Origin of the sequence: Marinobacter sp. CH_CUG1437-1, assembly GCF_037029655.1 — a bacterium.
In the GTDB taxonomy this organism is placed as follows: domain Bacteria; phylum Pseudomonadota; class Gammaproteobacteria; order Pseudomonadales; family Oleiphilaceae; genus Marinobacter; species Marinobacter salsuginis.
In genome coordinates this window covers 139,864-153,497 of sequence record NZ_JAYMEW010000001.1, presented here as the reverse complement: position 1 = coordinate 153,497, position 13,634 = coordinate 139,864, and the positions used below count along the sequence as shown (strand labels likewise).

Below are 13,634 nucleotides of genomic sequence, written 5' to 3'. Positions count from 1 at the left end.
CTGCTTGAATGTACGGCGGTGCGGGTTTACGGATTATCTGTGCAACGCCTTTACGAGCTACAAGTGTACAACTCATTTAAAGGGATATGTCTGAGTTTAACCCCTATTTACCGTCCAACGTATATTAATTGACTGGTTCGGTCGTTAAGGGTCGCGCCGGCCTTGATAACAAGCCCAGCAGCCGCATGAGACTGAACCGCTCTTGCGAGGTATATGAGAGGTAAAACGAAAATGCATCGCTATCTAGTGAGTGTAATTTTGTTGGTCGCGATGTCTGCGGAAGCAGGCGCAGTCACTCCGGAAATTCGCGTGGGCGTCGGCGCAGAGTTTGAAAGCGTGGTGTCAGACGAAAATGGGCGGTTGAAAGGAGTGATAGCGGAGCCTTACAACTGCCTTTTGGAGGGGGCCGGCTATTCCTATGAGTTCGTAACCTTACCCCTTGCGAGGCTCGTTCATGAATTGCGCGCGGGTAATATCGACGTTGGACTCCCTCTTGTGCATGATTCCTCCAGAGACGACTATGCAACGTTTGGCAATACGGTTATAAAATCCAGCTATTTGAGAATCTCGGTGCGTTCCAACCAGCAGAAGCCCGATGAGCCCGAAGCGCGATATGTATACGTTCGTGGTTTCGCTGGCCGGGCGTTGCTCAGAGGGCTTGATGGCCGGTCCTTCGAAGTCAGCGAGTGGAGCCAGGCGATTGCCATGCTCAGAAGACAACGTGCCGATTATGTTCTGATTACGGAAAAAACCTACGGCGCACTTACTGAATTTCGGAAAACCGATCTAATTGCTGAAAAGGTCAGTGACCTGAATGTCGCATTCTATGTCAGGAAAGCGTTGCCGAAGCTGGCAGAGGCGTTAAATCAGTCCAATAACCAGTGTCAGACGGCGAAGTTAGCGGAGACTTCTGGGTAATTGGCAGTCTCCGCGTCAGAGGCTTCATTGTCCTGAGGCGCAGTTCAGGTTTTGTAAGAGTCCAACTGAGACTTCAGTTTTTCCGCCAGTTGCTTCAATGTTTCTGCCGCCTCATTGGTTGATGCGGCGTTCTCCTGGCTGCTGCCAGCCATTTGTCGAATGTGCTCAAGGCGCTGGTTGATGTCCTCAGAAACCTGGCTTTGCTGCTCGGCGGCGCTGGCCATTTCGATGTTGGTATCCCGAATGGTTCGAACGCTCTCGCGCAGTGCGTCGATCGCGTTACCGGTTTTGCGGATCATGTCGTTGGTGTCAGTAGCCAGCTGGCTGCCAACCTCAATAACGTTTGTGACACCGGCAACGCCTTCCTGCAGGTGATTGATCTGGTCCTGGATCTCCTTGATGGATTCCTGGGTTCGACGGGCCAGGTTTCTGACCTCGTCGGAGACAACAGCAAAACCTCTGCCGTGCTCCCCGGCTCGGGCTGCCTCGATCGCTGCATTCAGGGCCAACAGATTGGTCTGCTCTGAAATGTTTTCGATCACGGAAAGAATATTGCCAATGTTATCCGATGCTGCCCTCAGTGAAGCGCTGGTTTGCACGGAGCTTTGGTTGTTATCGAGCTGGCTCTGTATTTTTGCGGTGGTTTTGGCAATGAGCGACTGGCCACTTTCGGCCAGACCATCCGCCTCCTTTGCAATGTTTTCGGCTCTGGATGCGCTTTCGGCAACGGTTTGAGCGGTTGCTGTCATTTCATTCATGGCGGTTGCAACCTGCTCTGTCTCCTCGGTTTGTTGCGAGACCACGCTTGCGGAGTCCGATGCAATGCCCCTGAGACTCGACGAGGCCTCAAGCAGGCTTTCTGACGAGCCTTTGGTTTCTGAAATCGTGGTTTGTAACCGGTCAAGCAAGCGGTCGAAGCCCTGGGCCATGACGTCCAGTTCGCTCTTTCCGGTTGCGTTGAACCGCACCGTAAGGTCGCCTTCCCCGCTGGCAATGTCGTTGATGGCATTGATCATTCTTTGGAGAGGGCGAGCTACAACCAATTGTGCCAGGGCACTCAGGCAGCCGATCAGCACCAGTCCGCCGATTAAAATGGCAATGATTGTCCTGATGGTCTCATTGCGGACCATGCCTGAGACCTCGTCCTCTGAGTAGCCGGTTACAATCTGGTAGCCCCACGGATCGAAAGCAGTACGCACAAGATTCCAGCCCTCGGGCTCATTTTCCAGAAGGCTCTGCAATTGATCGGACGCAATGGTGTTGGAATGCATGCGGAGCCGGCCTTTGTCGTCTACCAAGGCAAGAAATCCCCGTTCGAGCAGGCTGGATGAGGTGATGGCCGCTTCAAGTTCTTCAAGGTCCGCTGAATAGCCCACATACCAGATGCCAATTATCTGGTTTGAGGCGTTACGGATCGGGCTGTAGGCGGTGAGGTAGGGGTTGCCGAGGATATCGACCTGCCCAAAGTAGGCTTTGCCCCGGCTGATGGCCTGCCCGGCGGCCCCCGCCATATTCAGCTTGGTGCCGATGGCACGGGATCCATCATCTTTCTTGACGTTCGTGGAAACCCTCACAAAGTCCTGCCCGTCGCGAACGAAGAGTGTGGCTGTGCCGTCCATGACCTGGGTAATCCCGTCCACCAGATCAAAGTTGTTGTTGATCATGGTGTCGCCCAGAAACAGTGCTGGCGCCGATTTGCCTGCGACGGGTTCCGTTCCCTGAACCCTGGCGGTTCCCATTTGCTGACCACGCTCAATCAGCAGGTTCAGAGAATTCTTTACCCGTTTCGACATGAGCTCGTCGGTGATGGAGAGCATCCCGGTGATCTCCTCGACCAGGTCACTCTGCTTTTCAGCGACATCTGCCGTGATTGTTTGCTCTGTGTTCAAAGCGATCACAATGCTTGCAAGCAATGCGATGACCAGCAGAACAATGGCAATCGAGACGATGAACAGTTTTCTGATAGACATGCCGATTCCTCAGAATCTAAGAGTTTGACGGACTGTTGGAGCGCGCAAACCGCTGCAATCTATTTTTATATCGGCCGGGCTCGAAGATTTTTTAATCATTATTTCCTCATTTCGGCCCATTTCCAGAACTCTCACTGTGCGTGTGATGTCCAGCCCGAAGAAATCGGTGCCTGGCTACATCGATCTGGTTGCAGGTTTGTAAAACCTGCACTCAAACACCATATTTCGGCGTTCTCGACATGATGCACTGACTGCGCCGGAGAACATTACCTGGCTTCCAATTGGTCGACATGCGTAAAAGAAGTGAAAACTGGAAAAGACTGGGGCAAAGAAGTGGATTATGAAAAAAAAGGGGCGGTCCTGGCGCGAAGGAAAAAACACTCGACCTTGACCGCGGGGGTTTACCATCCGAAACCGGAAGCAATAACGGCTGAGTGCTGGGGTGTCTTTGTAGATAGTACGCCTTACATACTGTTGATGTCTGACGACGAGCGCAGCGCCCGGGAAAAGGCCGAGCGGCTGGCCGAATCCGCGAATTTTCGTACGCTGCTTGAAGCGACCCTGACAGCCTGTGAACAGATTGAGGCCAGGCGTGTTGATGGCCGCGCAATAAACGGGGACGAGCAGCTCACCGTGATCAGTGCCAGTCGTTCTGGCGATGTTGAAACAGGGACGACGGAAATTGGTGAGATCAGGGCAATCCTGATGCCCGGCTGCCACCAAGCGGTGGCGGACACCCTCTGTATCGACGACGCGCTGGCCGCATTGATCGATTCAAAGTTCCCGCGGGTTTCGAATTTTGACGATCTTCCGGAACTCTCTGATAGGGACGTGAAAATCTCGCTAGGTAATCTGGAAGCCCGAAAGCATCCGCGAGGTGGTCACTAGGAGCAGGCGCTCCCGGAAACATCCAACCTAACCGTTTGGCCGGATTGCTCTTGTCCTGGTAAGGCACTTGCAAGTGCCAGCAGAAGATCGGTGGTGTGGCTCATCTGCTCGGTCAAACCGACATAGTCGGCAACCTGTTCGTTTTCAGATTGGGTAGCGGCCAACAGGTACTGCTTTTCGAGGATAATGTCTTGAAGCGTGATGATCTGCTCAGTGGTCAACAGCACCGGCGTTTTGTCGTTGCCCATAACGGATGTCCTTGGTTATAAATTTCTATGAGGGGGCTTCTACGGAAAGTTTATCGCTATGGATCTGCTGGCTGCCCGGGGAAACTGTGTATCAAGCCAAGCGAATGCGATACCGGGTAACGCCGTCGTTCTCTTCCTGAATCCCTTCAATATGGTGGCCAGTGATATCACAAAGGGCCTGAAGATCCTGACGGCCAGTGGGATCATCCGCCAGAAAATCAACCTGGGTTCCACTAGGCAGGTCCTTGGTGCGTTTTTTGAAGCGCAGGATGGGAAGGGGGCATACCAGACCGACGGCGTCGATCTGGTATGCATTGGGCTGATCAGTCAAGGCGAACGCTCTCGGCGCTGGTTTGTGCGGCCGACGACCAGCCAAACTGGTTAAGCACCAGCGGTGCCGCCGTAGCAATCAGTAGAGCTGCGACAAACGCGGAAATCATGACCTTCACGATGATCCTCCTTTGCCTTGTTTGGCCTCAACTTCAGCTACCCACAGGTCGTGGTGCTGGCGAGCCCACTCGAGATCAACCTGCCCGTTGCCCATGGCGTCGAACGCGCCTTCCATACCGACGGAGCCGATGTAGATATGGGCGATGATAGCCAGCATCATCACAAACGCTACAATCGAGTGCCAGATGTTCGCGTACTGCATCTCTTCATGGGGTGCGAGATCGGTCGGGAAGCTGGTTCCCAGAACGCTGTTGATCACCGCGAATGTGTCGGCAAACATCGGCATCTGGAACGGAAACAGTAGTGACAAACCTGACAGGGATACCGAGAAGCCCAGAATCATCACCGTCCAGAAAATGATCTTCTGGCCGGCATTGAACTTCTTCGCGGAGGGGTGGCCTTTGGTAAAGATACCGCCGCCAGCTTTGATCCACTGCCAATCGAGTTTGTTGGGTATGTTATGGGCAACCCACATCACGAAGGTCATCACCAGGCCGAGCATGAACGCCCAGGCCACGTTGTTATGCAGCCATTTGGAACCGGCGGCCAACGTGGCAAACGCGTCCGGTCCCATAACCGGAATCAGGAAGCTGCGTCCCATCAGGGTGATCAGCCCCGTCAGGCCGAGTGCGATGAACGAGCCGGCCAGCAACCAGTGACCAAAGCGCTCGACAGCCTTGAACCGCTCAATGGTGGTACCCGCAGGCCCGCCATCAATCATGATCCTGCCTCGAACGAAATAGAACACCACCAGCAGGCCGATGATCGCGAGCAGTGCGCCGCCGCCATAGGTGATGATCGGGCCTTCCCGAAGCTTCCACCAGGGCATGCCGCCGTCCTGAATCAGCACATCGGCGGCTGGGCCGCGTACCTGAGTGGTTGGCTCAATTTCGTTATAGCGAATAGCCCGCCAGTTTTCCGAATCGGAGACGCCGCCTCGGGTTCCCAAAGGCGCCGAGATAGAGGGTGCGTTCTCCGGATTACCGATGTTCTGAGAGCGGAAACTATCGTCCACTTTCATCTGTTCCTGACGACGCAGAATGTCCTCGAGGGTTTGGGCACCTCCGGTGGCACTGCGGTCAGGTTCGGGAATATCCTGCGCCCAGACAGGATTGAATAACAGCGTCGCTAGCACCAGGGCGACGACGCCTATCAGTTTTTTGTTCATCTAGAGCACTCCAGCGGAATCAGCAAGAAGAAATCTATGCCGTAACCGAATTCGGGGCTCCGAAGAGCCCCAAATCCGTCAGGCCAGTTTATGCACCCTTCTTCTCGTAGGCAGTGCCCCATCCCCACGCACCGGAACCGAAACCACGGTTCACAATACGCTGGCGATAGATATCCGCAACCTCGTCGCCGTCACCGGCCAACAGGGCTTTGGTTGAGCACATTTCCGCACAGATCGGCAGTTTGCCCTCAGCAATACGGTTACGACCGTACTTCTGGAACTCAACAGTGGAATTGTCTTCTTCCGGGCCGCCAGCACAGAACGTGCACTTGTCCATCTTGCCCCGGCTGCCAAAGTTGCCCGCTTGCGGGAACTGGGGCGCACCGAACGGGCATGCGTAGAAGCAATAGCCACAACCGATACACAGGTCCTTGGAGTGGAGCACAACACCGTCCTCGGTCTGGTAGAAGCAATCAACCGGACAGACAGCCATGCAAGGGGCGTCTGAACAGTGCATGCATGCTACCGAGATCGAACGCTCTCCCGGTTTGCCATCTTCGATGGTTACCACCCGGCGACGGTTGATGCCCCAGGGAACCTCGTGCTCGTTCTTACAGGCCGTTACGCATGCATTACATTCGATGCAGCGCTCGGCGTCGCAAAGGAATTTTGCTCTTGCTTGTCCTTCAAGTGCCATGGTCTACACCTCTTGTTATGCCGGCATGATCGAACACAGGGTTGCTTTGGTCTCTTGCATCTGCGTGACCGAGTCATACCCGTATGTTTGAACCGTGTTGGTGGATTCGCCCAGAACGATGGGGTCGGCGCCCTTGGGATACTTGTCCCGCAGGTCCTTGCCCTGATAATGACCGCCGAAGTGGAATGGCATGAACGCCACGCCTTCTCCGACCCGTTCTGTGACCATGGCCTTGACCTTGATCTTGGCTCCTTCTGGGCCATGCACCCAAACGTCACTGCCATCACGGACGTTCAGATTGTTGGCGTCGCGAGGATTGATCTCGATGAACATATCCTGCTGAAGTTCCGCCAGCCAGGGGTTCGAGCGGGTTTCGTCACCACCACCCTCGTACTCAACCAGACGGCCGGAGGTAAGGATGATCGGGAACTCCTTGCTGAAATCCTTCTGCTGGATGGATTCATACATGGTCGGAACCCGCCAGAAGGTCTTGTCTTCGTAGGTCGGGTAGTCGGCCACGAGGTCGCGACGGTTGGTGTACAGGGGCTCGCGGTGCAGCGGTACCGGGTCCGGGAAGTTCCAGACGATGGCACGGGCCTTGGCATTGCCGAACGGCGCGCACTCATGCTTGATGGCCACTCGCTGGATGCCGCCAGAGAGGTCGGTTTTCCAGTTGGTGGAGGGGCCTGCCACTGCTTCAATGCTGGCTCGCTCTTCGGCGGTGAGGTCACCATCCCAGCCCAGGTCCATCAGCATCTGCATGGTGAACTCGGGGTAGCCATCCTTGATTTCCGAGTTCTTGGAGTAAACACCGTCTGCCAGAATGTTCTGGCCGTTGTGTTCAACACCGAAACGGGCCCGGAACGTCAGGCCGCCCTCGGAGACTGGCAAGGACATGTCGTACAGGTTGGCAGTGCCCGGATGGTTCATCTCGGGGGTGCCCCAGCACGGCCACGGCATGCCGTAGAAATCACCATCGCAAGGTCCACCCACGGCACGCAGTGTGGTCTTGTCGAAGTGATGCTGATACTGCATGTGCTTCTTGAGGCGCTCTGGAGACTGGCCGGTATAGCCGATGGTCCACATGCCGCGGTTGAATTCGCGGGTGATGTCTTCAATCGACGGCTCATCTCCGTCAATGGCGATGTTGCGGAACATGCGATCGGTAAAGCCGAACTTGTCCGCAAACAGCTTCATGATTTCGTGGTCGACCTTGGAGTCGAACAGCGGTTCAACCACTTTTTCCCGCCACTGCAGTGAGCGGTTGGAAGCGGTCACCGAGCCGTAAGTCTCGAACTGGGTCGTGGTGGGCAACAGGTATGCGCCCTCCTTACGATCATGCAACACCGCAGAGACAGTGGGGAAGGGGTCAACCACGACCAGCAGGTCGAGTTTCTCCATGGCTTCCTTCATTTCTGTCATCCGGGTCTGTGAGTTGGGCGCGTGGCCCCACAGAACCATGGCGCGGGTGTTATCCGGCTGCTCAAGGTTTTCCTTGGCTTCCAGAACACCGTCAATCCAGCGGGAGACCGGAATGCCCTTCTCGTTCATCATGGCCCGGGACTTGCCGTTTTTATCCCAAACAGCAAAGCGGCCTTTCAGCCAGTCGAGGTCCTCTTCCCAGACTCGAGCCCAGTGGGCCCAGGAACCAGCAGACAGTCCGTAATAGCCAGGCAGTGTATCGGCGAGCACGCCGAGGTCGGTAGCGCCCTGAACGTTGTCGTGGCCGCGGAAGATGTTAGTACCGCCGCCTGCTACGCCCATGTTGCCGAGGGCCAGCTGCAGCACGCAGTAGGCGCGGGTATTGTTGTTACCGTTGGTGTGCTGGGTACCACCCATGCACCAGATGACAGTGCCGGGCCGGTTGTTGGCGAGAGTGCGAGCTACACGCTCAAGCTGTGCGCCAGGCGCACCGGTAACACGCTCCACTTCTTCGGGGTTCCAGCGCTTCACTTCCTCGCGGATGTCCTCCATGCCGTATACACGGGTACGGATGAACTCTTTGTCTTCCCAGCCGTTCTCGAAGATGTGCCAGAGAATACCCCACACCAGTGCAACGTCTGAGCCCGGACGGAAACGCACAAACTCGTCGGCATGGGCTGCTGTGCGGGTGAAGCGCGGATCGCAGACGATCAGCGGAGCATTGTTTTCTTCCTTCGCCTTCAGTACGTGCAACAGCGACACCGGGTGAGCTTCCGCGGGGTTGCCCCCGATGATGAAGATCGCCTTGGACTTGTGGATGTCGTTGTAGGAGTTGGTCATCGCGCCGTAGCCCCAGGTGTTGGCTACGCCGGCAACCGTGGTCGAGTGACAGATACGGGCCTGATGATCAACGTTGTTGGTGCCCCAGTAGCCGGCAAACTTCCGGAACAGATAGGCCTGCTCGTTGTTGAACTTGGCACTGCCGAGCCAGTAAACGGAATCGGGACCACTCTCCTCGCGGATTTGCAGCATCTTGTCGCCGATTTCGTTGATGGCCTGGTCCCAGGGAATCTTCTGCCACTGGCCGTTGACCAGCTTCATGGGACTCTTCAGACGGCGCTCGCCGTGAGCGTGCTCCCGAACCGATGCGCCCTTGGCGCAATGGGCGCCCATATTGAAGGGGCTGTCCCAGCCGGGTTCCTGGCCGGTCCAGACGCCGTTCTGTACTTCCGCTTCGACGGTACAGCCGACCGAGCAGTGCGTACACACTGATTTCTTGACGACCACTTCACCGCCACCGGTGGCTGGAGCTGCCGCTTCAACCCGACCCGATGTCAGCGACAGTGCCGCCAGACCACCCACTGCGACACCAGACGTTGTCAGGAATTGACGACGATCCAGCGTTTTCGCAGCGAGAGAAGAAAGCAAAGAGCCTGCACGGGGGCCTTTCGCTACCCCGTTGGTCTTCTTCCTTAACATGTCGTATACCTCTCTCTTTTATTATTCTCGTTTTTCCGGAAAGCTCAGTCTCTCAAGGGCCTTTCGCAACCTTGATCAACTCAGACCACCGTTAAAAGCGAGCCGATTCGAAATATTTACGTGTGTGTTCGGTATCACGTAATCCGCGGCTTTTCGGTGCGTCTGTTCTGACGACCTCGGCTGCGGCGTTCGGTGCAACCGTCACTGCCACCGCAGCTGGAGCTGCGAAAGCGGCCATTTTCAGGAAATGGCGACGGCTGTTTTCACGCTTCGGGTTGTCCATTGGACACCTCCCCCTGGGTTAAGGGACCTGTCGGTCCCGGTTACTGAATTGCAAAGGCTTCGGCTTCCACTGCCATGAAGGCCCGGCCAAGCGAGCCCACCGGCGCATAGAAGATGGCACTTTGCGCTTCTTCCAAGTCGGTAAAAAACAGTTCTGCCCACTTCGCCAAATGGGCATCAAAAAAAGCTTTCTGGGAGGCCACACCGCTGTCGCAGGGAAATTCGCCGGTGATAATCCCGGCCATGATTTCACACAGGGTGCAGATGTGGTCTTCCGGTTCCTTGACGTCGCTGCGGGCTTTAATGCCACGTGACCTCAAATCACTCCTGAGCTCGGCCAGGGGCTTTTCGTTCAGGAAGCCGGTGAGGTAGTAGCTGGCATAGGGAAGGAGCTCACCGCGGCCCAGGCCGACAAACAGGTTATTGAACTCCCGCTCGAGATCGTAGGGGTTGGTGCGTTCTGCGAGCTTGGCCAGATTCTTCGAGGCGGTGCCCAGGGGCGTGTCGTCCCCCTGCAGCGAGGCCAGACCTTGCAGCAATTCCGCCGAGGGTGGCCGGTCAAGCAGGACGCCCAGCAGCTGATAGATTTGGGCCCGCGCTCTATCTTCGTCAGTGATTGAGCGCGGGCACTGGATTTCGGCCGTGTCAGTCAAGTCGTTTTCCTTCTAATTATTATGTGCGCTCTCTCACACTATCTTAGTACACAAACAAGAATAGTGGGGTAAGCCACGTTTATTTCGCCAATAGGTGAAATGCATTCTGCTAATAGTCAAAACGCATGCGAGGGCGGAATCGCGGTTCCGGCACCTCTTCTGATTGGCTGTTCTCCGGTTGTGCGGGCACTCGGTTGGTCAGCTCCGCCTGCCCGGTATGGTCGTCCAGCTCAATGGCTGCCTGTTCATCCTCATGCTCGTCAGCTTGCGCCTGCCCGGTGACCGTGGATTCGGCATCGGCCGGGGAGGGTTGAGCCAACGACTGCACTGGTTCATCAATGACATCCGCCGCCTTCTTGGCTTTATCCACCAGCCCTTCGCCGACCCGATAGAGTGATTTCACGGTTTGCCCGGCCGTCGACGCCAGGGTGTAATCCTCGTCGTAGTCATTCAGCCCATCGAGAACAGCCAGCACCGGATTGGATTTCCAGAGGCTTCTCAGGGCCTTTCGGCGCAGGAACTCGGGTATTTCCTTGCGCATGAAACCGGTGATATCCGTTCCGATCTCAATGGACGACGGATCAGGCAGTCCGTACTTCTCCAGAAGCTCCGGTTCAGACAGGCTCTCGTTAACGGCGAGTTCCTGTTCCTCCGGGGCCGGTTCGGCTTGCTCCGGCGCCGGAGGCGGCGTGGGTTCTACCGTTCTGTTGGCTTCGGCCTTTTTGCGCGCCCAGCGCTGCCAGCGTGATTCGACCATTACTGTAACCTGGGTTTCTTGATGTTGGCGGGAGCCCGGTATACATCGCTTTCCTGCCGAATACGTGGATCACCCTTGGCGTCTTCCACCGCGTCCACGCGCACCTCATCCCGGCGCCGTTTCTTGAACGGCTCCTCGATGTAATGCATGTCGACAAATTCCTTGATCCAGGCGGCCAGGGATTCCGGGATGGGGACGGCTTCAACAATGCTTTCGCCGCTGTCCAGGGAGTCCAGAGCCTCGTGGGCGCTGGCGGTAACGGTGCTGACCGCCCAGCCTGAGGGCGACTGGCCGGTGACGTCTCGGTCCAGGATGATCCAGACGGAAGGCGTGCTCATGTTGAGGGAGACGAGATAACCTTCGACATCGGCACGGAACAGCTCCATAGTGACCGTGCCGGCGTGGTAATCGACCACCTCGCCCTCGCGTACCAGTTCTTTCCAGAAGGCGTCCGGTGCCCCGGGGATGACAGCAACAGGTTTCCAGACGTGTTTCGCCCACCGCGTTACCCCCGGCGATCGGCGAACAACGGCACCCACCTGCAATGCTCGTTTCCAGTGATCGGTTCTACTGCTCATGATGTGTCTCTTTTTGTTATAGATAAAAGCTAGCAGGGCTCCAACAATTATCCAATTGTCCGAAAGTAGATGGCTGTGGCATGCTCGAAATAAGAGAGTGATTCGTATACGTATAACAACAACGAACAGAGTAAAGTTCCTGATGACATCAAAAAAATCTCTATTGCTGTGCACCTGCGACAAGAGCCAGGGCTTCAATTCCGAGGCCCTTCAGGCGGTTGCGGGTGCCGAGCAGGTCGTCGCGGTAGACCAGCTGTGCGGCAACGATATGAAAGTCGCAGCCGAGCACCTGGGCGCCAGCAACGACGTGCTTATCGCCTGTGGCCAGCAGGCAGCGCTGTTCGAGCGCCTGGCCGAGGACATTCACGCCGAGATCCAGCATGTAGCGCCACTGCACACCATCGATATACGTGACCGGGCGGGTTGGAGTTCTGCCGATGCCAACCCCAAGCGGTTGGAAGCCAAACAGGCGGCCCTGGTGGCCGCAGCCCAGTTGCCAGGGCCCACCGCCCCGGCGAAAAGCATCCAGTCCAACGGCGTCTGTTGCATCGTGGGCCCCACCGAGCAAGCCATCCGCATGGCCGGGTTGGTACAGGATGAGCTGGGCGTTACCTGTGTGGTCAACGATGCCGGCCCCATCCAGTTGCCATCGGCCGCCTACGACGTGGCCAAGGGTCAACTGACCAGCGCTTATGGCGCCCTCGGCAACTTCAAGCTGGAGTTCGCCGGGTTGCAGACCCTGCATCCGGCCGGTCGGGGTGAGCTGGGTTACACGCCGGCGCAGACAACGGCTCGCAGCGAGTGCGACGTGTTTATTGATCTGCGCGGTGGCGCGCCGGCCTTCCCCAGCCACGAGAAGCGCAATGGGTATTTCTGGGCCGATCCGAACAAAGCCGGCGAGCTGGAACGCATTGCCCTCACAGCCAGGGAAATGGTGGGCGAGTTCGAAAAAACCGTCTTTTTCCGGCTGGAAGAGTCCCTGTGTGCCCATTCCCGGGCTAACAAGCCGGGCTGTACCCGGTGCCTGGACGTTTGCCCCACGGAAGCGATCTTCTCTGCCGGCGACCACATCCAGATCGATTCTGACATCTGCGCAGGTTGTGGCTCATGCGCGGCGGTTTGCCCCACATCCGCAGTCACCATGAACGAAACGCCCTACGAGGCTATAGTCAAAGTCATGGACGTGATGGCGAAGACCTATCGCGAGCAGACCCACGAATCGCCACGCCTGGTATTCCATACCCTGGGCGCCGGCTCGGAAGCCATCACCTACCTGGCTCGCTACGACGATGGCCTGGCCGACGATCTGATCCCACTCGGACTGGAGCATGTGGACCGTATTGGCCACGCCGAGATCATGGCAGCGTTCGGTGCCGGTTATGCCGAAGTGCTGATTCTGGCAGACAACGAGCTGGATCGTCGGGCCCTGGCGGCTGAAGTAGAGCTGGCCCAGGCCATGCTCAAAGGCACCCACAACTCGCCAAGTCGGGTTCGGGTAATTGATGCCATCGAGTTGTCCGCGCCGGGCGACAACGCGGGACGAGTCAGTGAGCCGGTGCTGCTGGTGGGCGGCCGTCGCGACATTACCCGGGTGACCGCCGCAGCCATGGCGGAGAAGGTGGACGAGCCGATTCCATTACCCAAGGGCGCGCCCTACGGTGCCATCGAGATTGATTCAGACAAATGCACTCTGTGCCTTGCCTGCGTTTCCCTGTGCCCCACCGGCGCACTGGGGGATCATCCGGACCGGCCGGAAGTGCAGTTCACCGAGAACGCCTGTGTGCAGTGTGGTATCTGCGACAGCACCTGCCCCGAAACGGCGATCACGCTCAAGCCGCAGCTGGATCTGTCAAAGGCCGCGCTCAGCCCGAGGGCTTTGCATGGCGAAGAACCGTTCGAGTGCATCCAGTGCGGCAAACCGTTTGGTGTGGCCAGTACCATCAACCGGATTGTCGAAAAGCTGGAGAACCAGCACTGGATGTACACCAAATCTGATAATGTCCAGCTCATCAAGATGTGCGACGACTGCCGGGTGAAGGCACAGTTCCATGGCGACACGGCGCCTATGGCCGGAGCCGCCAGACCCAGGGTTCGCACCAGTGATGACTACCGGGACAATTGATT

14 protein-coding genes are annotated in these 13,634 nt (G+C 57.0%); 3 read left to right on the top strand and 11 right to left on the bottom strand.

Features of this window, described 5'->3' with window-relative positions:
- Window positions 1-231: 231 nt before the first annotated feature.
- Complete coding sequence (locus WA411_RS00745) at window positions 232-918, top strand: substrate-binding periplasmic protein (RefSeq protein WP_291905558.1); 687 nt, start codon at window positions 232-234, stop codon at window positions 916-918.
- A gap of 44 nt (window positions 919-962) precedes the next feature.
- Here the strand turns inward: WA411_RS00745 and WA411_RS00740 are convergent, their stop codons facing one another.
- Window positions 963-2,888 carry a methyl-accepting chemotaxis protein gene (locus WA411_RS00740; RefSeq protein WP_069182745.1) on the bottom strand — a complete coding sequence of 642 codons (1,926 nt, stop codon included), beginning with the start codon at window positions 2,886-2,888 and terminating at the stop codon, window positions 963-965.
- Between the two features lie 387 nt (window positions 2,889-3,275).
- On the opposite strand from WA411_RS00740, the gene WA411_RS00735 reads away from it, so the two are divergent.
- On the top strand, window positions 3,276-3,776 hold the full coding sequence (locus WA411_RS00735; protein ID WP_291905559.1) for a hypothetical protein: 501 nt from the start codon (window positions 3,276-3,278) through the stop codon (window positions 3,774-3,776).
- On the opposite strand, the gene WA411_RS00730 is transcribed toward WA411_RS00735, so the two are convergent.
- The 10 genes from WA411_RS00730 to WA411_RS00685 all read right to left on the bottom strand — a co-directional run bounded on the left by WA411_RS00730 (window position 3,773) and on the right by WA411_RS00685 (window position 11,510).
- Complete coding sequence (locus tag WA411_RS00730; protein ID WP_291905560.1) at window positions 3,773-4,024, bottom strand: hypothetical protein; 252 nt, start codon at window positions 4,022-4,024, stop codon at window positions 3,773-3,775. The two genes, WA411_RS00735 and WA411_RS00730, sit on opposite strands and share 4 nt — an antisense overlap.
- A 91-nt stretch (window positions 4,025-4,115) precedes the next feature.
- Window positions 4,116-4,355 carry a sulfurtransferase TusA family protein gene (locus WA411_RS00725; RefSeq protein WP_291905561.1) on the bottom strand — a complete coding sequence of 80 codons (240 nt, stop codon included), beginning with the start codon at window positions 4,353-4,355 and terminating at the stop codon, window positions 4,116-4,118.
- The gene (locus WA411_RS00720; protein ID WP_264754179.1) at window positions 4,348-4,473 is read right to left on the bottom strand and encodes a hypothetical protein; all 126 of its coding nucleotides are present in this window, start codon (window positions 4,471-4,473) and stop codon (window positions 4,348-4,350) included. The genes WA411_RS00725 and WA411_RS00720 overlap by 8 nt, the downstream gene beginning before the upstream one ends.
- On the bottom strand, window positions 4,470-5,642 hold the full coding sequence (locus WA411_RS00715) for a formate dehydrogenase subunit gamma (protein WP_069182748.1): 1,173 nt from the start codon (window positions 5,640-5,642) through the stop codon (window positions 4,470-4,472). The genes WA411_RS00720 and WA411_RS00715 overlap by 4 nt, the downstream gene beginning before the upstream one ends.
- An 88-nt stretch (window positions 5,643-5,730) precedes the next feature.
- A complete protein-coding gene (gene fdh3B / locus WA411_RS00710) occupies window positions 5,731-6,339 on the bottom strand; it encodes a formate dehydrogenase FDH3 subunit beta (RefSeq protein WP_069182749.1) in 609 nt (202 codons plus the stop codon).
- A gap of 15 nt (window positions 6,340-6,354) precedes the next feature.
- A complete protein-coding gene (locus WA411_RS00705; RefSeq protein ID WP_291905563.1) occupies window positions 6,355-9,240 on the bottom strand; it encodes a formate dehydrogenase subunit alpha in 2,886 nt (961 codons plus the stop codon).
- 91 nt (window positions 9,241-9,331) lie between these two features.
- Window positions 9,332-9,523 (bottom strand): twin-arginine translocation signal domain-containing protein, encoded by a 192-nt coding sequence (locus tag WA411_RS00700; RefSeq protein ID WP_069182751.1) that lies wholly within the window; start codon window positions 9,521-9,523, stop codon window positions 9,332-9,334.
- A gap of 40 nt (window positions 9,524-9,563) precedes the next feature.
- Window positions 9,564-10,175, bottom strand: coding sequence for a TorD/DmsD family molecular chaperone (locus tag WA411_RS00695; RefSeq protein WP_069182752.1), 612 nt, complete (start codon window positions 10,173-10,175; stop codon window positions 9,564-9,566).
- Between the two features lie 109 nt (window positions 10,176-10,284).
- Window positions 10,285-10,932 carry a DUF3306 domain-containing protein gene (locus tag WA411_RS00690; protein ID WP_291905565.1) on the bottom strand — a complete coding sequence of 216 codons (648 nt, stop codon included), beginning with the start codon at window positions 10,930-10,932 and terminating at the stop codon, window positions 10,285-10,287.
- Window positions 10,932-11,510, bottom strand: a complete 579-nt coding sequence (locus tag WA411_RS00685; RefSeq protein WP_069182754.1) for a DUF3305 domain-containing protein — start codon at window positions 11,508-11,510, stop codon at window positions 10,932-10,934. Before WA411_RS00685 ends, WA411_RS00690 begins: the two co-directional genes overlap by 1 nt.
- A gap of 142 nt (window positions 11,511-11,652) precedes the next feature.
- Here WA411_RS00685 and WA411_RS00680 point away from each other — a divergent pair, with 142 nt between their 5' ends.
- Window positions 11,653-13,632, top strand: coding sequence for a 4Fe-4S binding protein (locus WA411_RS00680; protein WP_291905567.1), 1,980 nt, complete (start codon window positions 11,653-11,655; stop codon window positions 13,630-13,632).
- The last annotated feature ends 2 nt before the right edge of the window (window positions 13,633-13,634 follow it).

Bases quoted from the DNA above. Each gene is read 5' to 3' on its own strand.
- WA411_RS00730 (WP_291905560.1), bottom strand. From the start codon at position 4,024: ATGGGCAACGACAAAACGCCGGTGCTGTTGACCACTGAGCAGATCATC.
- fdh3B (WP_069182749.1), bottom strand. From the start codon at position 6,339: ATGGCACTTGAAGGACAAGCAAGAGCAAAATTCCTTTGCGACGCCGAG.
- WA411_RS00680 (WP_291905567.1), top strand. From the start codon at position 11,653: ATGACATCAAAAAAATCTCTATTGCTGTGCACCTGCGACAAGAGCCAG.
- WA411_RS00745 (WP_291905558.1), top strand. From the start codon at position 232: ATGCATCGCTATCTAGTGAGTGTAATTTTGTTGGTCGCGATGTCTGCG.
- WA411_RS00690 (WP_291905565.1), bottom strand. From the start codon at position 10,932: ATGGTCGAATCACGCTGGCAGCGCTGGGCGCGCAAAAAGGCCGAAGCC.
- WA411_RS00685 (WP_069182754.1), bottom strand. From the start codon at position 11,510: ATGAGCAGTAGAACCGATCACTGGAAACGAGCATTGCAGGTGGGTGCC.
- WA411_RS00740 (WP_069182745.1), bottom strand. From the start codon at position 2,888: ATGTCTATCAGAAAACTGTTCATCGTCTCGATTGCCATTGTTCTGCTG.
- WA411_RS00705 (WP_291905563.1), bottom strand. From the start codon at position 9,240: ATGTTAAGGAAGAAGACCAACGGGGTAGCGAAAGGCCCCCGTGCAGGC.
- WA411_RS00700 (WP_069182751.1), bottom strand. From the start codon at position 9,523: ATGGACAACCCGAAGCGTGAAAACAGCCGTCGCCATTTCCTGAAAATG.
- WA411_RS00715 (WP_069182748.1), bottom strand. From the start codon at position 5,642: ATGAACAAAAAACTGATAGGCGTCGTCGCCCTGGTGCTAGCGACGCTG.